General features: G+C 51.5%; 14 protein-coding genes. 7 read left to right on the forward strand and 7 right to left on the reverse strand.

Features of this window, described 5'->3' with window-relative positions; genetic code table 11:
- Window positions 1-73: 73 nt before the first annotated feature.
- The 6 genes from IE055_RS01165 to IE055_RS01190 all read right to left on the reverse strand — a co-directional run bounded on the left by IE055_RS01165 (window position 74) and on the right by IE055_RS01190 (window position 7,410).
- Window positions 74-1,588 (reverse strand): mannitol dehydrogenase family protein, encoded by a 1,515-nt coding sequence (locus IE055_RS01165; RefSeq protein WP_189398174.1) that lies wholly within the window; start codon window positions 1,586-1,588, stop codon window positions 74-76.
- A complete protein-coding gene (gene uxaC, locus IE055_RS01170) occupies window positions 1,585-3,009 on the reverse strand; it encodes a glucuronate isomerase (RefSeq protein WP_189398175.1) in 1,425 nt (474 codons plus the stop codon). Before uxaC ends, IE055_RS01165 begins: the two co-directional genes overlap by 4 nt.
- A 25-nt stretch (window positions 3,010-3,034) precedes the next feature.
- On the reverse strand, window positions 3,035-4,498 hold the full coding sequence (locus IE055_RS01175; protein WP_189398176.1) for a UxaA family hydrolase: 1,464 nt from the start codon (window positions 4,496-4,498) through the stop codon (window positions 3,035-3,037).
- Window positions 4,495-5,931 carry a glycoside hydrolase family 28 protein gene (locus tag IE055_RS17985; protein ID WP_189398177.1) on the reverse strand — a complete coding sequence of 479 codons (1,437 nt, stop codon included), beginning with the start codon at window positions 5,929-5,931 and terminating at the stop codon, window positions 4,495-4,497. The genes IE055_RS01175 and IE055_RS17985 overlap by 4 nt, the downstream gene beginning before the upstream one ends.
- Before the next feature lie 198 nt (window positions 5,932-6,129).
- Window positions 6,130-7,158, reverse strand: a complete 1,029-nt coding sequence (locus tag IE055_RS01185) for a LacI family DNA-binding transcriptional regulator (RefSeq protein WP_189398178.1) — start codon at window positions 7,156-7,158, stop codon at window positions 6,130-6,132.
- A gap of 51 nt (window positions 7,159-7,209) precedes the next feature.
- Window positions 7,210-7,410 carry a hypothetical protein gene (locus IE055_RS01190; RefSeq protein WP_189398179.1) on the reverse strand — a complete coding sequence of 67 codons (201 nt, stop codon included), beginning with the start codon at window positions 7,408-7,410 and terminating at the stop codon, window positions 7,210-7,212.
- A gap of 370 nt (window positions 7,411-7,780) precedes the next feature.
- Here IE055_RS01190 and IE055_RS01195 point away from each other — a divergent pair, with 370 nt between their 5' ends.
- Window positions 7,781-10,477, forward strand: coding sequence for a TonB-dependent receptor (locus IE055_RS01195; protein WP_189398180.1), 2,697 nt, complete (start codon window positions 7,781-7,783; stop codon window positions 10,475-10,477).
- A gap of 61 nt (window positions 10,478-10,538) precedes the next feature.
- On the opposite strand, the gene IE055_RS01200 is transcribed toward IE055_RS01195, so the two are convergent.
- On the reverse strand, window positions 10,539-12,023 hold the full coding sequence (locus IE055_RS01200) for a glycoside hydrolase family 28 protein (RefSeq protein ID WP_189398181.1): 1,485 nt from the start codon (window positions 12,021-12,023) through the stop codon (window positions 10,539-10,541).
- 172 nt (window positions 12,024-12,195) lie between these two features.
- On the opposite strand from IE055_RS01200, the gene IE055_RS01205 reads away from it, so the two are divergent.
- From IE055_RS01205 to IE055_RS01230, 6 genes are read left to right on the forward strand one after another with little or no spacing between them, the layout of a single operon-like run.
- Window positions 12,196-13,179 carry a TRAP transporter substrate-binding protein gene (locus IE055_RS01205; RefSeq protein ID WP_189398182.1) on the forward strand — a complete coding sequence of 328 codons (984 nt, stop codon included), beginning with the start codon at window positions 12,196-12,198 and terminating at the stop codon, window positions 13,177-13,179.
- Window positions 13,180-13,187: 8 nt separating this feature from the next.
- Window positions 13,188-13,658 (forward strand): TRAP transporter small permease, encoded by a 471-nt coding sequence (locus IE055_RS01210; RefSeq protein ID WP_189398183.1) that lies wholly within the window; start codon window positions 13,188-13,190, stop codon window positions 13,656-13,658.
- Window positions 13,655-14,950, forward strand: a complete 1,296-nt coding sequence (locus IE055_RS01215; protein ID WP_189398184.1) for a TRAP transporter large permease — start codon at window positions 13,655-13,657, stop codon at window positions 14,948-14,950. Before IE055_RS01210 ends, IE055_RS01215 begins: the two co-directional genes overlap by 4 nt.
- Before the next feature lie 21 nt (window positions 14,951-14,971).
- Window positions 14,972-17,398, forward strand: a complete 2,427-nt coding sequence (locus tag IE055_RS01220; protein WP_229794065.1) for a DUF4861 family protein — start codon at window positions 14,972-14,974, stop codon at window positions 17,396-17,398.
- Between the two features lie 3 nt (window positions 17,399-17,401).
- Complete coding sequence (gene kduI / locus IE055_RS01225; RefSeq protein ID WP_189398186.1) at window positions 17,402-18,253, forward strand: 5-dehydro-4-deoxy-D-glucuronate isomerase; 852 nt, start codon at window positions 17,402-17,404, stop codon at window positions 18,251-18,253.
- A 2-nt stretch (window positions 18,254-18,255) separates the two neighbouring features.
- Window positions 18,256-19,047 (forward strand): gluconate 5-dehydrogenase, encoded by a 792-nt coding sequence (locus tag IE055_RS01230; RefSeq protein ID WP_189398187.1) that lies wholly within the window; start codon window positions 18,256-18,258, stop codon window positions 19,045-19,047.
- Window positions 19,048-19,055: the final 8 nt, after the last annotated feature.

The following is a 19,055-nucleotide window of genomic DNA, read 5'->3' on the forward strand; positions in this document are numbered from 1 at the left end:
TGGTCGGGAGGCGGGATCGTAGCGCAGCGCCGATAATGAGTCGGTTCGCTGGCTGCGATCAATACTGGTGGGTTCAGGCGTTAACGCGGTTAATGTGTTTATTGGCCTCATTCTGCTGTGTGCTATAAAGACTGAGGGTCTCGCTGACGCCATTTTCCAATATCTGTGTAAACCAGTAGGTTAGCTCTTGGGTGAAGCGGGCGTTGATGATCAAGTCTTGGCCGAACACAGCTTGGACTTGTAATAGCGCATCCACCAGTGCGCTTGGGTCGCCCGTTACTTCATCAAATATCGCAGTGAACCGGTCGGCCATCGGGTCTTGAACCTCATACGGTTGGCCGCGCTCGTCCTCGCCCTTGAGATATCTCAACCATGCCGCGATGGCAATGCAGGTTGCCGAAATGGGGCCTTCGTTTGCCAGGTGGTAACGCAAGGTACCAAGTAGGCGCTGTGGCACTTTCTGGCTTCCGTCCATCGCGATCTGGTAAGTACGATGTTGTAGCGCGCTGTTATCGTAGCGGTCTTGTAACTCCCGACGGTAAGCGTCAATATCCATTCCGGTTGGAAGGTGCAGCGACGTTGCGGCTTCTTGGCGCATGAAGTCGTCGACGTACTGGCGAAAAACCGGTTCTGCCATCACTTGGTGTACGTAATTGAAACCAGCGAGATACCCAAGGTAAGCAAGGGCGGAGTGACTGCCATTGAGCATACGTAATTTGGCGTCTTCGTAGGGGGCGACATCGGATACCATGGTGGCACCAGCGCGTTCCCAGCTAGGGCGCTCACCAGCAAAGCTGTCTTCAATAACCCATTGGGTGAAAGGTTCAGTTTGCAGCACGGCGGCATCGTCAAGACCAGTGCGTTGTGCGAATGCGAGTTTATCAGCCGCTTCCATCGCCGGTACAATCCGGTCTACCATGGAACTTGGGAAGCTCACATTCTGACCGATCCATTCAACTAAATTGACGTCCACTAGGCCAGCGAACTTGGTGACAATTTTTTCTACAGTCTGACCGTTGGCAGGCAGGTTGTCACAACTCAATATGGTGATCGCCCCGGCGTCGGCGTCTCTGCGTGCTTGCAGCCCGGCAGCCAGGTAACCAATTGCGGATACAGGATGCGCAAGGTCTGCCAGGTCATGCTGTATGTCCGGGTGTGATTGGTTTAGCTCGCCCGTCGCAGGGTCGTGACAATAGCCTTTTTCAGTCACTGTCAATGACACAACTTGTGTTGATGGTTTGGCGATTGCCTGGATCACCGCTTGTGGGTTCTGTGGTGCAAACAAGACGCCAGCCACGCTGCCAATGACACGCGTGGTGGAACTGCTGCTGTCCTTGATCACAACTGAGTATAAGCCGTCTTGTGGATTGAGCTGGTCAGAAATGGTTTGGCTGCGCAGTGACACGCCAAGAATCCGCCAATCACCGGATTTCTGAGCCATCACATCATCGGTGTACACGGCCATATGGCAGCGGTGAAAGGCGCCAATGCCAAGGTGTACGATGCCAATATCGCGGGCTGTGTGGTCGTACTGTGGGCCCTGAACTCCGGTCGGTAAGTCGGCCAGAGCCTGATTCGTCAATTTCATGACAGCTTGTATCCCTGTTTGGCGAAGTCATAGGCCAGTGCTGGTGCTAATTCCTCTGCTTCGTGCAGACGCAGTCTACCCTCCGCGACCAGAGTCGCCAGGAATCGGCAATCCATGCGACGCGCAACGTCATGCCGGGCTGGAATAGAAAGGAAGGCGCGCGTGTCGTCATTGAAGCCAACGGTATTGTAAAATCCAGCTGATTCGGTCGCTTGCTGACGAAAGCGCAACATGCCCTCGGGGCTATCGTGGAACCACCATGGTGGACCTAGTTTTAAGCAAGGAAAGTGACCGGCAAGTGGTGCCAGCTCACGTGAATAAGTGGTCTCATCCAGCGTAAACAGAATGATATTTAGTTTGGTCTCATTCCCGTACTTGTTCAGCAGGGGGATCAAACCGTCTAGATAGTTGGTGGATGACGGCACATCAGCGCCTTTGTCGCGACCAAATTGTTCAAATACCTGTTGATTCACATTGCGTCGCGCGCCTGCGTGAATCTGCATGACCATGCCGTCTTCCAAGCTCATCCCAGCCATTTCAGTCAGCATCTGTGCGCGAAACAGTTCTTGTTCCGCGGCGGTGCTGTGACCGGATAAGCATTTGCTGAACAACGCTTCACACTCGCTGCGCGACAGATCGGCGGTGGCCGCCGTCGGGTGGCCGTGATCGGTGGCCGTGGCACCATGCTCGCGAAACGTTGCACGCCGTGCTCGCATGGCGTCTAAATAGCCCGTCCAGGTGGTGGTATCTTCACCGGTCAATTCGCCAAGTCGAGCAACGTTATCAATGAAATCTTCACGTGACGGATCAATCGCATCATCTGGCCGGAACGTCGTAATGACGCGCTTTGCCCACTCCGTGCCGGCAATGGCACGATGGTGAGGCAGCTCATCAATAGCGCCTTCGGTGGTTGCTATCAATTCGATGTTGAAGCGATCCAGCAGCGCGCGTGGTCGATAAGCATCGGTTTGCAGTTGTGCTGAAATATGATCGTAGAACGAATCGGCGGTTGCGGGGGAGAAGAGCTCGTTTAGGCCGAAAACCTCGTAAAAGACGTGGTCCATCCACATAGAGGATGGCGTGCCCCGAAACAGATGGTAATTCTCTGCTAGGCAGTGCCATATTTTGCGCATGTCAGTTTCTACCGCACCGCCGTCAACGCGAGGTACCCCCAAGCTGGACATCGAGATCCCTTGCGAATACAGCATACGGAACAAATAATGATCTGGCACCAACAATAGTTTAGTGGCATCCGTGAAGCACTCGTTATTAGCAAACCAGCTGGGGTCGGTATGACCATGAGGGCTGATTATCGGGCGATCTTTGATGGTGTTGTAGAGCTGGATTGCGATCTCGCGCGATGCGGAGTCCGCCGGAAACAGGCGGTTAGGGTCCAGTAGACTGTGCTTATTCGTCGTCATTGTCTGTACTTAATTTTTTACTAATTTATAGAGTGACACCGGTCTTCCATATCGCGATTTCGCGGTAGTCATTGCGTTCATTGCATGCAGGTTTACCCGATGCAATGTCAAGGATGGTTTGCCAGAGCTGATCGGCTACATCTGGCAAAGGCGTGCCGTCGAGAATGGCACCGGCATTGAAGTCGATCCAGCGCGGTTTGCGTTCAGCTAAGCCGCTGTTGGATGCAATTTTGATGGTAGGTACTGGAAAACCCAGTGGCGTACCACGCCCAGTGGTGAACAGGATCAGGTTGGCCCCGGCCGCTGTCAGTGCGGTCGAGGACACGGCATCGTTACCGGGTGCTTGTAACAGCGTGAGCCCAGATTGTGTTGCACGTTCGCCGTAATCGATGACGTCGCGAACCACCGCCGATCCACCTTTCTGAATGGCGCCAAGTGACTTTTCTTCTAGCGTGGTGATGCCACCTGCGATATTCCCAGGCGAGGGGTTTTCCGACACCGGTTGATTATGCGCGGTAAAATAATCTTTAAATTGATTGATCAACTCAACGGTTTGCGCATAAACCTCTGCGTTTTCAGCTCGGTTCATTAATAGCTGCTCCGCGCCAAACATTTCAGGCACCTCGGTCAAGATGGCGCGGCCATCCAACGCCGTTACGCGATCAGTCATCAGCCCCACTAAGGGATTGGCTGTGAGTCCTGAGAACGCATCGGAACCGCCGCACTTCATTCCCAAGGCGAGCTTGGAAGCAGGTAGGGTGGTGCGCTTATCCTGCGACATAATTTCCATCAGATCATGGATCGAACGCATGCCACTGGCTTCTTCATCCTCGACCTCTTGCGCGGTAAAAGAGCGAATCCGTTCATGAAAGATAGGATCAATGTCTTCCAGCAAGCGGCTTAGCTGATTGTTTTCACAGCCTAAACCGATGATGACCACGCCACCGGCATTCGGGTGGGCTGCCAGGGCGCTAATAATCTTTCGTGTGTAATCCAGATCGTCGCCCAGTTGACTGCAACCAAACGGATGTGAAAAAGCATGGATTCCTTCTACGCTGGCACTGGCCTCACATGCGCGTGCGACACGGGCGGCCGTGGCGTTCACGCAACCGACGGTGTTGAGCACCCAGATCTCGTTGCGGGTACCGGCTTGACCATTGGCGCGCAAATACCCTTCAAATGTGTTGTTGGGGTCGCGCGCTAGTTCAGGCGCTGCTAGTGGTGCATAGTGATACTGGTCGCCACTGCGTAGTCCGGTTGTCAGGTTGTGGCTGTGCACATGCTCGCCGACTGCCACCGCTTGGGTGGCAATGCCGATGGGGTGACCGTATTTGGTGACGGCCTCATTGCGAGCAATGGCACGCAGGGCGAATTTATGCCCCTTGGGAATAGCATGTCGAAGGGTGACGCCGAGGACTTGCGTCGCTGCATCCAAGTCGGTGAGCGCAACGCCAACATTGTCATTCGCGTGAACCTGCAATGCACTCATGCTGCGGGCTCCGTGGGAAGATCGCTCAGTGTTTCGATGTGGTGGCCGTCTACCTTCATGTTTTTCAACGTGACACGACCGACATTTTCTACGATCGACGGTTTATCCGCATGGTCAATCGTCACATTCTCCAGTATCACGTCATTGATTTTTGCGTGCTCAAAACCGCGAACGTTCAAAATCCGCGACGCGTTTGCGCAATGGACATCCTGTATATGCACGTCGCGAACATCCGGCACATAATCACCAGACAATCCTTCTTCGTAGTAAAAGTTAATCAGTAACATGTCGCGCACGGTCCCAATATCTATATTGCGCACGTTGACATTGCGTACAAAACCACCACGCATGGCATTTGTCTTAATCCGGATGCTGCTCCACAACTCTGGGCTGCTCATCTGACAGTTTTCGACAAACACATTCTCAATACCGCCAGACAGCTCACTACCCATGACCACGCCGCCATGGCCGGCTTTCATATTGCAGTTCGCAACCACAATGTTTTTGGAAGGCTGGTTAATTCGACGGCCATCCGCGTTGCGGCCTGATTTGATGGCGATACAATCATCGCCCGTGTCAAACAGGCAGTTTTCGATCAGCACGTCGGTACAACTTTCTGGGTTGCAACCATCATTATTCGGACCGTAGCTGTGGCAGGTGACCCCGCGTACGGTGATGTTCTTCGACAACACTGGATTGATAAGCCAGAACGGAGACTCTTTGATGGTCACGCCCTCGATCAAGATACGGTCGCATGCGTAAAACTGAATGAACGGTGGTCGCAGATAGGCTTCTTTTGCATACATGCGCTCGGCGACTGGTACACCGTTTTCGGCGTCGGTAAACAGTGCGGCCCGTGCGGGATGCTGGGTGTGTGGATTGTCCTCGGTTTCGGCCCATTTCCATGGCCACCAGGTCTTTTCATCAGCACTGCCATCCAGTGTTCCGCCGCCGGTTATGGCAATGTTGTGCTTGCCGTGGGCATAGATTAGGGGGGACAAGCCCATCAGTTCGACGCCTTCCCAGCGCGTCAGTACGGCAGGCAAATATCGATCTGGATCGGTGACAAATTTCAGCGTCGCTTGGTTTGTAATGTGCAGGTCTATGTTGTTTTCAAGGTGAATGGGGCCGGTAATGAATATGCCTTCCGGGATCAATACACGACCACCACCGGCATCGCTGGCGGCCTGAATCGCAGCCTGAATGGCCTCACTGCTGTCGTGTTGTCCGTCGCCGACTGCGCCAAACTCGCGTACGTCAAACGCTTGGTTTGGAATGGTTGGGGTCTGAATACGCTGGCGAATTTGCTTGGCCATGTGCCAAGCATCGGGTGAACGCGCAGGGTCAGGCCGCTGACATGCGCTCAGTAAGCTCGGTGCCAGCGATGTGACTGCGATCCCCTTTAGTAGTGTTCTTCTCGAAGTGTAGACCATGATTTTAGCGGCTCTTCATTGAGGTTTGTGTGGTTCTTATTATGCTCGAGTGCAAGAATAGTCGGTTTTGCTACCGGTGGCAATATCTGTTGGCAAACTATTCTTAAGCCCACTTTGGAGGGCGGTGGCATGGACTCTTGCTTACCTTGTTATGCGCTGAGGGCTCACTTGCGCCCAATCAAATGGATTTGTGGCGCTCTACAAGGAGCGCGTCGATGTGCGTTCGACAAGCTCGGGAACCAGGATAATGGACACGTCGGCTTCGTCATTGCGACCGTCAATGCTGGCAATCAGCTTGGTCGCGGCGTGCCGTGCCATGTCTTGTACTGGCCTGCGAATTGTGGTCAGTGGCGGCATGATTCGGGATGCCAGTATGCTGTCATCGAATCCAGCAACGGAGAGATCTCGCGGCACCTTGAGGCCCATATCTTGCGCTGCATTGATCGCGCCGACCGCCATTTCGTCGTTACTGGCGAAGATGACCGTCGGCGGGTTGGTATTGGCCATCAGTTTGCGAGTGCACTCAATGCCCGATTCAAACGTGTACGCGCCAAGTGCGATCATGTCGTCGTCTGGTTTGCACCCATGTTTTTCTAATGCATCACAAAAACCTTCGAGCCGCTCTCGAGTTGAACGCATGCGACGTGGCCCAGAAATGTATCCGATGCGGCGATGCCCGAGTTTCACCAGGTATTCTGCCATCGCTGCAGCTGCTGAGCGTTCATTGGAAATGACTACGTGTCGAGCAGTGTCAAGCGCGATGGAAGCCAGACGAACGTAATTGACGTTCGCGCTGCCGAGCGCACCTGCGAGGTCGTTATTTTCGGAGATAGGCGGCAGGATGATGACCCCATCGAGTTTGGATCGATTTACAAAACTGACCGCTTCGTCAATGAGTGTGTCTGATTGCATGTCGCACGGGTGCACCACGAGTTCGTAGCCGAACTTGCGACAAATGCTGAGTACGCCGCGCTGTACATCGTTGATATACAGTGCGTCTGGGTTGTCGTAAATCATTCCCAGTAAATAGGAACGCCTGGCCGCCAACCCGCGTGCCTGCGCATTCGGGCTATAGTTGAGGTCATCAATAATCTTCTGCACCTTGAGTCGCGTCGCCTTCCCGACCTTTGGGGAGTTGTTGATTACCCGAGATACCGTCCGTTTTGAAACACCGGAAAGCCGTGCTACGTCATTGATGGTTGCGCGTTGATCGTTGAACTCGTTCATATGGTTTTACTTGTGCTGGGTTCTGTCGCAGTTATCGAGCTGAAGCTGTGATCAGTAAATCCGCTTATTAGAACACAGGCTTTCAGATTGCCATAGCATGACGGTAAGCTCAGTCGCCTTTTTGCCTGGGTGACGCAGATGTGGGGCATCGTGGTCGAGCATTAAGTTAGCTGGTGCTGGACCGCCGTCACGTTTCATTAATGTCAGAAACTCGGTTGTATCTAACAAGGTCGAAGACTTGATGAAGGGCATTCATAAGGTGTGCTACCGTTGGCACATTATGTCGTATAAATAGTGAGTATGGGTAAGTTTTTCTTTACATAGTTGCCAGCTTGTGAAGCAGAAGCTGGTATTGATATGTAGCGAGGTCGTGCAAAATCGCTCCAAGAAAACCTTTATTTTGCGATAATTTGTCGTGAAGTCCGGCGACATTTGTTGGCGTACTCCAACTATTTGAATAAAAATTGCCACCGATGGCATTATTTGGTTGCAATTTTGTTGGAATTTGTGAATTATGTGCTTGGGCGCGGCCGAGAGGGGCGCGTCGGAATCGAAGAAGAGCGGAAAAATCCGCCCGCAAAACGCCAGAAAATTACCATAATAATTTCCAGAGGAGAAAAAAATGCGATATCGCCTTAATTCCATTTCGCGTGCGATTGCACTTATGGCAGGAAGTGGTCTGCTGTTGGGGAGTGCACCCGTTTTGGCCCAAGAATCATCGAGTCCCGAGGTCGAAACACTTGAAGAAGTGGTCGTTACCGGTTTCCGAGCAAGTATGCAACGCGCTACTGAACTGAAGCGGAATGCGGTTAATGCACGCGAGAGCATCGTGAGCGAAGACATCGGCAAAATGCCTGACTTAAACTTGGCTGAAGCGATTCAGCGTATACCCGGCGTGGCGATTGTCCGTCAGGGCGGCGAAGGGCGTCAGGTTTCACTGCGTGGTTTGGGTGCCGGTTTCACCCATGTTACGCTCAATGGGATGGAAGTGCCGGCATCAACCGGTGGTTTGGATAGCTCCGGCGGCGTAAACCGTGGCCGCGGGTTCGATTTTAATGTGTTTTCAGCTGAACTTTTTAACCGTATTGACGTAAACAAAGCAGCACGTGCTTCGTTAGAAGAAGGTGGTATTGCCGGTAGCGTCGACCTGTACACACTGAAGCCGCTTGATCGAGCTGGCTTTAATTCATCGGTTTCTGCGCAACTGGGCTACAACGATCTGTCAGAAGAGGCTGATCCGCGTTTGACGGCCACAATCAGTAATACCAATGAAGACCAGACTTTCGGTTATATGGTGTCAGCGTCCTATACTGAACGCACCACGTTTCAAGATGGTTTTGGTACCGTTCGCTGGGCGCAGCCGGACCGTGACTTTGCCGCAAATAATGAGCTTAATGGCGTTGATCTGCGTGAGGTCTGGTTTCCACGATTACCGCGTCAAGATAGTTTTCGTCACAGCCAGGACCGTTTGGGTCTAAGTGCCGGTCTTCAGTTCCGTCCAAACGATGACCTCGATATCGGGATCAACTGGGTTCACTCAGAGTTTGACTCAACGACGAATAGTTATAACTCGTTTGCGCAGTTCCGACGCAGTGGTGATTACGGTTACCCCGCGATTACACCTAACTCAGTGGTGTTGGATTCAACCGGTCAAATTGCATTGGCAGGTAATTTCGACGGAGTCGGCCTGCGAACAGAGAGTCGTCAGTCCTTGGACGTAACTGATTTTGATCAGTACACCATCGATTTTGATTATCAGTTGAACGACAACATGTCCTTGTCGGGTATGGTGGGAACGGCGTCTTCTGATTATCAGAACGACATTTTTCGCGTTAATATCCAGACGCCGACGGGCACCAACTTTAGCTACGACTTCACCGGTAACCCAGACGTCGCGGCCATGGATTACGATATTGATGTCACCAGCATCGATAACTTCGAAATCATTGATGGCGAGCAGTTGCGCCGTTTCAACGTTGACCGCCAGAATGATACAGCACGCTTGGATTTGGATTGGCAGTTGAGTGATTCGAGTTCGGTAAAAATCGGTGCAATCTACAATGATCGTGAAGTATCCAGTGTGCAAGGTGATCGCCCATCTAACGATCCCCGCAACTTGGCTGATTTGAGTACTGTGTTCTCTTTCACCGATTTAGGTGCGCACGGAAATGCGACGGAACTGGATTTCCTTGTTCTCGATTTTGATAAAGCGATTCCTGCGTTTGGTTTAGCGCCGTACGGTGTTTCGCGCGGTCCGGGCTCACAAACCTGGGTGGTGCAGGAAGAAACAACCGGCTTTTATGTCGATTATGATCTGGATACTGAGCTGGCTGGCCGCGGTCTGCGGTTCAATATTGGTGGTCGTTATGTCACCACGGATGTGACGGCGCAAGGTTTCCTCGCGTCGGGTGAGCGGAACGTTGAAACCAATGACTACAGTGAATTTCTGCCGTCTTTGAACCTTGCGTATGACTTGACTGATAACTTGTTGCTACGGTTAGGTTTGGCCAGAACCATGACGCGCCCTGGCTTATCCAGCCTTGCACCATCTAAGGATATTACTGACGTGAATTTCACGGTAGCCGGTGGTAACTCGCAGTTGGACCCATTGTTGTCTGACGACATCAACTTGGCGGCTGAATGGTATTTCGACGACGATGCCGTATTGGCGTTTAGTTACTTTCGTAAAGATATCGACAGCTTCATCTCATCACCAACTACCTTTGAGCCACTGCGTGCAGAAGATCGTGCCATCGTTGCCAATATCTACGCATCGCAACCTGAGCTACTGGATCCAAGTCTGATCTGGCGTTATAGCTCATCGGCAAACACGGAAGGCACAGAGTTAGATGGTTTTGAAATTGCCTACCAACAGTCGTTTAGCTCACTGCCTGGTTTGTTGTCGAATCTCGGCATAATCGCTAATTACTCGCATGTTGAAGCGGAGACCGTGGTGGTACGTGATGGTGTTAATACGATTGCGCCACTGACGGGCTTGTCCGAAGACTCATACAACTTCACAATTTTTTACGAGGTTGACCGTTGGGGTGCGCGGATTTCTCTCAATAATCGTGATGACTACGTAACGCGTAACATCGGCAGTAACGGTAACTTTTCCGAGAATACGACGGGCCCAACACACGCGGACTTAAGTGCGTTCTACAATCTAAATGACAATATTACCTTTACCTTAGAGGTGATTAATCTAACCGATGAAGAGGAGCGTTTGTTTACTACGGGTAATGGTTCACAAAACTTGGTGCGCGAGATCAATAGCACCGGACGCCAGTACTTTGTGGGCGTACGCGCAAACTTTTAAATAAGCACTCTCAAAAGCTTGGTGTTTGATGCCGACCGGCGAGTTTCGCCGGTCGGTTTTTTTATTTGAGCTTTAGAGGCGTGCCATTGATGTTCGTATCGGTGGCAATTGCGTTCGGTGCCCAAAGTACAATGTTTGGCTTTTGTGCGGAGTTGACTTGTATTGAGTTGAGTGACAGTGCCTTAACAGGGGTCTTCTGGGTGCCTACTATATTGAGTGCCCGTTGGGTTTTCTTGCACTGCAGTTTGTGGATGTGGATTCCGCGAATGCTTGGAAAATGCTTTTGTTTAGCAGCAAGTTCTAGCGGATCGTCTTTCAGTGGCTCACCGAAATTAGCCTGCACTTCGATCAGGTTTTCTAGTGCGTGGTGAACTTTGATACTGTGTAAATGGATATTGTGCGTATAGCCGCCGCGTTGATCGTTAGTTTTAATACGGAATAGGCGAAAGACCTTGTCGGCGACAACGTTGCTGACGTACACGTTCTCGATTCCCCCTGAGCTTTCACTACCGCAAGAGATTGCAGATCGTTCTGATTCGAAGTGACAATCGCTGATAATAATATTTCGGCTTGGTGTGTTAATGCGACGGCCGTCATGATTGCGGCCAGATTTAATCGAAATACAATCATCACCATTATTGAAGTAACAGTTGTCTATCCACACGTCTTCGCAGCATTCAGGGTCAATGCCGTCCGCATTGGCGCCAACTGGATTGTGTATGGTCACACTTTTGGCGATCACGTTGCGGCACAGCACTGGGTGGACCGACCAAAATGGCGCATCTTTGATCGTGACGCCCTCAATTAACACATTGCTGCACCGGTTAAACTCCACCATGGAAGAGCGTAGGTAGTGTCCGTCGCCAAACCGGCGTTGGTTGACCGGCACGTCATCAGCGGCCATTTGCATCAGTTGATTACGGGCTGTTTTTTGATAGGGCATGCCGGGTTGCCAACCGGTTGACGTGCCCGAAATCGCACCTTTCCAACTGCGCGGGCCGCGCCACGACCACCATCCATCAAAGGTGGCGCCACCATTAAGAAGTCCTTGCCCGGTGATGGCGATGTTACGCGCGTTGAGTGCGAAGATATGTGGTTGATAATTCATCAGTTCCACGCCTTCGAACCAGGTTTGGACCATGGGTAGGTAGTCTTCGGTGGCTTGTGAAAAGCGCAGCTCTGAACCGGGTTTAAGGTGTAGTTCTACGTTGCTCAATAGGCGGATCGCGCCAGTTCGATATATGCCAGCAGGGATCATGACGCGCCCGCCACCGGCTTCGTGACAGGCGGCTATAGCGTTGTTAATTGCGTCTGTGCAGAGTTTGGTTGCATCACCAACGGCGCCAAACTGGGTAATAGTATAATGTTGATCTGGGAAGCTAGGTGGTAATAAGCGGGTTTTGATTTCCTCCACGGCGTCGTCGAAGTTGCATTGGGTATCGCGGTCGCTTGCGTGTAGCCGCCGGGCGGGCAGGCTGCTGCCGATCGCGACCGCGCACGCGCCTTTGAGTAGTTGGCGGCGGTGAATATCTGCATTGTTTGGCATCGATGTTTTACCTTTTATAGTGGTGTCTAATTGTCGTTTTTATGACAGAGCGGGCTCCTAAAGTAGCATCAAATTGCTACCGGTGGCACAAATTTTACTATATACTAGACGGATAAAACTGGCCCATGTGGCAAAGACTAAAAAGCCAGGCAAACTGGCATGGAGAGGAGGAATGCATAATCCGACAATTCGGAATTGGCGCTATTTGCCGATTCTGTTATCCGCCTTGCTGGCATCGTGTGCAGGGCAGAGTGATGTGACCGTTTTGAAACTAGGTCATGCACTCGATACCGGTCATACCGTCCATAAGGGAATGGTGCATATGGCTGAGCGACTTGATCTGTATTCAGGTGGCAAAATGAAGATCGAAATATACCCCAGCGGTCAGTTAGGGTCGGAGCGTCAGCTGGTTGAATTACTGCAAATTGGCAGCTTAGCGATGACAAAAGTATCCTCCAGCCCGCTGGAAAGTTTCGTGCCGGAGATGAAGGTATTCAGTTTGCCTTACGTTTTTAGAGATCACGCACATTTTCGTAAAGCACTGGACTCAAAGGTGGGTCAATCGTTGCTTCTCGCGCCGGAGAAGGTGAGATTGCGAGGTTTAGGGTATTACGACGCGGGTAGCCGAAGTTTCTACACGACCGATAAGCCAGTGACTACGCCAGCTGACCTAAAAGGGTTAAAAATTCGCGTCCAAAAGAGCCAAACTTCAGTCGATATGATTGCAGCAATGGGAGGCGCTGCGACACCGATTTCTTGGGGCGAGTTGTATACAGCTCTGCAACAAGGGGTCGTTGATGGCGCAGAAAATAACCCGCCTAGCCTGTTTCTCTCAAGGCAGTATGAGGTCAGTCGTTATTACAGTTTGGACGAGCATACGTTTGTGCCAGATATCTTGCTGATGAGCTTGCATATTTGGAACAGCTTGTCTGAACAAGAGCAGGTTTGGTTGCAACAAGCCGTGAAGGACAGTGTGGTGTTTCAGGGTGAGCTATGGCAGCAAGCCAGCGATGACGCTCTGGCCGCGATTGAAGCCAGTGGCGTAGAAATTATCCGTCCTGATAAACAACCATTCATGGACGCAGTGGTTGAAATGAAAGCGGCGTACGAAGGCACGCCAGTTGGCGACATGCTGAATGCCATCAACGCGTTATAGGAGCGGATATGACAGCAATTTTAGATAAATTCGTGCAGACATTGGTGGCCGTGTGTATGGCGCTAATGGTAGCCGTTGTGAGTTGGCAAGTGGTGTCGCGGTATGTGCTGGGCGATCCAAGTCCGTGGACAGAAGAAGTGGCCTTGACGTTGCTAATTTGGGTCGGTTTGTTGGGTGGCGTTTACGCCTATCGTGAACGAGCCCATCTTGGTCTTGACCTGTTTCACCACAAAGTCGGAGACCTTGGCAAGCGTCGTTTGTATGCCATCAGTGATATTTGTTGTGGTCTATTTGCGCTGGCGGTGTTGGTCATTGGTGGCGGGATGCTGGTGCAGTTGACCTACGAACTCAAACAAACCACGGCAACACTTGGCATTCCAATGGCATGGGTCTACGCGGTACTGCCGTTAAGCGGACTTATGATCGTGTATTACAGCGTGTACTTTCTGGTGACGCTTGAACAAGAGGTAGTGGTATGAGTATCTTGGTTTTGTTTGTGGTCTTTGCCATCCTGTTGCTGGCAGGCGTGCCGATTGCTTTTTCGATTGGAATCGCCACCGTCGCCACGATGCTCATTTCCATAGACTTGTTTCCCGCCTTAACTACAGTCGCACAACGTATGGCCGGCGGGCTGGATAGTTTTTCATTGCTGGCGATTCCGTTCTTTATTCTCTCTGGGCAGTTGATGGGGCAGGGTGGGATTGCGCGGCGGTTGATCGACTTTGCTCGGTCATTAGTGGGGATGTTGCCAGGTGGTCTCGCGTTTGTGAACGTGATCTCATGTACTTTGTTTGGTGCCATTTCAGGCTCCGCGGTGGCAGCTACTTCAGCGATTGGCAGCTTTATGATGCCGGTGATGGAGAAAGATGGTTATCCACGTGAGTTTAACGCCGCGCTGACGGCCGCGTCATCGACTACGGGTTTATTGATTCCGCCGAGTAACATTCTTATTGTGTTTGCAGTCGCCAGTGGTGGGGTTTCCATCTCCGCGTTGTTTGTCGGCGGTTATCTTCCCGGAATACTGGTGGCACTCGGGCTGATGTTGGTGAGTGCCGCGTATGCTAAAAAGTTTAACTTCCCGGCGGGCGAACGCGTGCGATTTGCCACGGTGATACGAACCACATCGGCTGCGTTGCCAAGCTTATTCCTAATCGTGCTCATCATCGGCGGTATTTTAGGCGGAATCTTTACGGCTACCGAAGCTGGCGCGATTGCGGTTTTGTATGCGCTCGTGTTGTCAGTATTCGTGTATCGTGAAGTAGCGGTTAAAGACTTGTTCGCTGTGTTGTTAAATTCTGCCAAAACAACCGCCATCGTGATGTTGCTGATCGCGACTTCAACGGCCATGTCTTGGATTTTGGCGTACGAGAACATCCCGACCATTGCCGCAGAAACACTGCTGATGCTGAGCGATAATCCGATCATTATTCTGTTGATCATTAACCTGATCTTATTATTGGTTGGCGCTTTTTTGGATATGACACCAGCAGTGCTGATCTTCACACCCATTCTGTTACCGGTTGCAGTCGCACTGGGCATGTCGCCGTTGCATTTCGGTATTATGATGGTGTTAAACCTCTCTATTGGCTTGTGCACACCGCCGGTTGGTGGTGTTCTTTTCGTGGCTTGTGCGGTCGGTAAGACCCGTGTCGCATCTATTGTAAAACCCTTAATGCCAATGTATCTCGCGATGTTTGTCGCGTTATTGGCTGTTACGTATTTTCCAGGTCTGAGCGAGTGGTTGCCACGTGCGTTCGGCTTGATTGACTAACCGTCTGTGAGGAAAACAAACATGAAATTGCTCCCAATTGTCACCGTGCTGGCCGCACTAACGGCTTGCACGAGCACAACGCTCGAGACTAATTCGGCGGCGCCGGAACTGTCACACAGTAAGGCTGAACCATTGGCTAGTTTAAATGTCAGTAACCCATCCTTGTTCGCTCGTGACGATGTGTTTGTGCATCTTAGTCTGAATCAACTTGGTGTACCAGAAGGCCAATCCGTTCAGGTTTGGGCCGGGTCCCAAGCGGTGCCAACGCAGATGATCGATAACGATGGCGATGGTAATTACGATGATCTGGCGTTTTTGACCCGACTGGCAGCGTCGGAGACCAAGTCATTTACTATTGACACACGTTTGCACCCTTCAGCCCCGCTTAAACGCACACAAGCGGAGGTGTCAATCAAGCAAGATGGCGAATGGCAGGACAAAAAATACCTCGGCGGCACCTTCAAAAATGTGAATCAAGTAACTCCGCCCGCTCAATACACTGACCACAGTGAATATATCCGCTACGAAGGACCTGGTATTGAGAGTGATAAAATTGGTTACCGAGTGTACTTAGACTGGCGTAACGGGTTCGATATTTTCGGCAAGAAAACCGACAAAATGGTGTTGCAGGATGTTGGTCAGGACGGCTATCAAAGCTACCACGAAATGGCAGACTGGGGTGCGGATATCTTGAAAGTCGGCTCGAGTCTGGGTGCTGGCGGTTACGGGTACTGGAATGGCAGTGAGGTGGTACTGGTGTCGGAAACTGGGCCTCGATCGGTCGCCATTGATGTCAATGGCCCTTTATATTCTGCGATGACCATCGATTATTCACAATGGAATACCGGTGATCAGATTGTCGATATGTCTGCGGGCTTATCGATGCGCGCAGGCAGTCCAATCGTCGATGTAAACCTGAGCACCTCCGAACCGCTAGACAATATCGCGGTAGGACTGGTTGCGCATCCTGATACCGAGTTGATCACTGGCGATTTAGATATCACCGGCGAGGCCTGGAGCTATGTCGCCAGTATCGGAAAGCAATCGTTATTTGACGACACACTCGGCATGTTCTTACTGTTTAAGAAACGAGATTTCTTAGAACAAACACGCGATAAGAGTAGTTATGTGGTGGTGTTGAAACCCCGAGGTAACACTTTACAGTACGCATTCGGAGCACTATGGGAAGGGGGGCATCAGCGCATTCAAAATAGGGCAGACTTGTTGGCGTTCCTAAACCAAGAAGTCGAGCGACGTACACTGGCGCCGCGCATTCAAATTGTCACAGAGAAATCAAAGCAAGCACTGGCAATGTCGCCGACAACAATTGCGGTGAATTTGGCTGATTCTGAAATCACTCGGCGCGGAGACAGCCTGATCTACGGCAAGTTCGACGACGTGCGTGAGCGACGAACTCAATGGACGTACACCACTGGCCTGTTAATGGAGTCACTGGATGACGTATCGCAACTCACAGGTGAACCACGTTTCAGCACCTACGCAAAATCTATTATGGACAGCTACCTTGGTGACGATGAGCCGATCAAGGGGTATCGGCCTGAGAACTATAATATCGACGACATCAACTCGGGCAAGATGATACAAAGGTTGTACGCTCGCACCAGCGATGCTAAGTATCGCGCCGCGATTGATGCCTTGGCGACCACGCTTGAAACACATCCTCGAACTTCAGACGGCGCATACTGGCACAAAAAGAGGTATCCGCATCAGCTTTGGTTGGACGGCGTGTACATGGGAATGCCATTTTTAGCTGGCGTTGGTAACATGCAATCGAATCCACATAAAGTGGAAGCCGCCGCGCATGAGTTTATTATTGCACGCGAACGCCTGCGCGACCCGCAGTCCGGGTTGTATTATCACGCTTGGGATGAAGTCAAACAGCAAGTCTGGGCTGATTCAGAAACTGGGCGCTCGAAATACTTCTGGTCTCGCGGTTTAGGCTGGTACGCCATGGCATTGGTGGATATCTTGGATGTGATTCCTGCTGAACGTGCTGAGCTGCGGGAACCCTTGCTGGCGATGATTCCCGAGTTGGCCGACAGTCTTCTTAAATACCAAGATGAGTCCGGTGCATGGTATCAAATCACTGACATGCCAGATGCCACAGGTAATTATCTCGAGGCCTCAGGCACGGCGATGTTTACCTACTTTCTTGCTAAAGCCGTTAATCAAGGGTATTTGCCATCCTCTTACCAATCGGCTGCGGAGAAAGCTTATAACGGCCTAGTAACGGAGTTTATTTCGATTGACGCAAATGGGCATTGGCACCTAGACAATATTTGCGAGGTGGCGGGGCTTGGATTCGGGCGTGATGGCAGTTATCACTATTATATGAGTGAACGTTTGGTGTCAGACGATCCAAAAGGGTATGGCCCTGCGATTATGGCGGTCGTACAAATAGCTAAATTATTGAATTCAAAAGAGTAAGTTATGAGCACAAACTATCAAGAGCGGTACGCTGTCCACCCGGACGATTACCCCAATTACACCATGGCCCGATTGCGGGAGAACTTCCACGTGGGCGGCCTATTTATTGCAGATCAAATCAACCTGGTTTATACCCAAATTGACCGTTTTATCGTTGGTGGCGCCTGTCCGGTGTCAAAAGCGTTAGATTTGGATACGGTTAATCCGCTCAAGGCAGAACATTTTCTAGACCGTCGTGAATTGGGTGCCATCAATGTGGGTGGTGCGGGTCGCATCACGGTAGACGGCACGGTGTATGATCTGGCCTACAAAGAAGCGCTGTATATCGGTGCACAGACCAAAGAGGTCACTTTCGAGAGTGTCGATGGCGCAAACCCGGCCAAATTTTACCTGAACTCAGCCACTGCACATCACGCGTATCCAACCAAGAAAGTGGGTTTGGACGACGCTGAGAAGCTAGAACTTGGCGCGCTGGAAACATCGAACCACCGAGTGATCAACAAACTGCTGGTGACGGGCGTGGTCGAAACCTGTCAATTGCAAATGGGTATGACCGAACTCAAACCTGGCAGTGTTTGGAATACCATGCCGGCGCACACGCATGGGCGTCGTATGGAGACCTACTTTTATTTTGAGCTGCCGGAAGATCAGGCCGTGTGCCACTTCATGGGACCAAAACACGAAACGCGCCATATTTGGGTTGCCAATGAAGAGGCGGTGATTTCGCCCACCTGGTCGATCCACTCAGGCGCGGGAACCTGTAATTACACCTTTATTTGGGGTATGGCAGGTGAGAACCTAGACTACGACGATATGGACAAACTGAGTCCATCCGACTTTGCTTCAGGGGAATAATTGTGGCGCAGGACTTATTTGACCTACACGGTAAAGTAGCACTGGTAACCGGTGCGACGCACGGGCTTGGTATGGCAATGGCGATGGGTCTGGGCGAGGCCGGTGCTACGCTGGTTATTAATGGTCATTCAAGCGACGAAAAAATCAAAGCGGCCGTCGCCGAGTATGAAAAAGCCGGTATCAAGGCACATGGTTACCGTTTTAATGTCACGGATGAGCAAGAAGTCGGCAGCGCAGTAAAGCGCATCGAAGCCGAGGTTGGGCCTATCGACATTCTGGTGAACAACGCTGGCATCATCAAGCGTGTGCCTTTGCTCGAGATGGCGGTCGACGAGTTTGAAGACGTGATTCGCACTGACCTGACCGGTGTGTTTATCATGACCAAGCCAGTGGTGGCATCGATGATCAAACGCGGCGGGGGCAAGGTGATTAATATTTGCTCCATGATGTCTGAACTAGGTCGCAACTCGGTGGGTGCGTATGCGGCGGCCAAAGGTGGTTTGAAGATGCTGACACGAAACATGGCAACAGAATGGGCCGCCAGTAATGTGCAGGTAAATGGTATTGGGCCGGGTTACTTTGCCACCAGTCAGACCGCACCGATCCGTGTCGATGGACATCCATTTAATGACTTTATCGTGCAGCGAACACCAGCGGGTAAGTGGGGCGATCCCGACGATCTTAAGGGTGCAGCCGTCTTTTTGAGCTCGGCCGCCAGTAACTTTGTTACCGGCCAAGTGCTGTATGTGGATGGTGGCATTCTGGCCACGATCGGTAAACCGGCAAACGAGTAGGCTCCACC

The sequence above is a fragment of the Arenicella chitinivorans genome, assembly GCF_014651515.1.
Lineage (GTDB): Bacteria > Pseudomonadota > Gammaproteobacteria > Arenicellales > Arenicellaceae > Arenicella > Arenicella chitinivorans.

What these genes read in the sequence shown, in the direction of transcription:
- IE055_RS01165 (WP_189398174.1), bottom strand. Translation starts at nt 1,588, where the DNA reads ATGAAATTGACGAATCAGGCTCTGGCCGACTTACCGACCGGAGTTCAG.
- IE055_RS17985 (WP_189398177.1), bottom strand. Translation starts at nt 5,931, where the DNA reads ATGGTCTACACTTCGAGAAGAACACTACTAAAGGGGATCGCAGTCACA.
- IE055_RS01200 (WP_189398181.1), bottom strand. Translation starts at nt 12,023, where the DNA reads ATGCCAAACAATGCAGATATTCACCGCCGCCAACTACTCAAAGGCGCG.
- IE055_RS01175 (WP_189398176.1), bottom strand. Translation starts at nt 4,498, where the DNA reads ATGAGTGCATTGCAGGTTCACGCGAATGACAATGTTGGCGTTGCGCTC.
- IE055_RS01215 (WP_189398184.1), top strand. Translation starts at nt 13,655, where the DNA reads ATGAGTATCTTGGTTTTGTTTGTGGTCTTTGCCATCCTGTTGCTGGCA.
- IE055_RS01195 (WP_189398180.1), top strand. Translation starts at nt 7,781, where the DNA reads ATGCGATATCGCCTTAATTCCATTTCGCGTGCGATTGCACTTATGGCA.
- IE055_RS01205 (WP_189398182.1), top strand. Translation starts at nt 12,196, where the DNA reads ATGCATAATCCGACAATTCGGAATTGGCGCTATTTGCCGATTCTGTTA.
- IE055_RS01220 (WP_229794065.1), top strand. Translation starts at nt 14,972, where the DNA reads ATGAAATTGCTCCCAATTGTCACCGTGCTGGCCGCACTAACGGCTTGC.
- uxaC (WP_189398175.1), bottom strand. Translation starts at nt 3,009, where the DNA reads ATGACGACGAATAAGCACAGTCTACTGGACCCTAACCGCCTGTTTCCG.
- kduI (WP_189398186.1), top strand. Translation starts at nt 17,402, where the DNA reads ATGAGCACAAACTATCAAGAGCGGTACGCTGTCCACCCGGACGATTAC.
- IE055_RS01210 (WP_189398183.1), top strand. Translation starts at nt 13,188, where the DNA reads ATGACAGCAATTTTAGATAAATTCGTGCAGACATTGGTGGCCGTGTGT.
- IE055_RS01185 (WP_189398178.1), bottom strand. Translation starts at nt 7,158, where the DNA reads ATGAACGAGTTCAACGATCAACGCGCAACCATCAATGACGTAGCACGG.
- IE055_RS01190 (WP_189398179.1), bottom strand. Translation starts at nt 7,410, where the DNA reads ATGCCCTTCATCAAGTCTTCGACCTTGTTAGATACAACCGAGTTTCTG.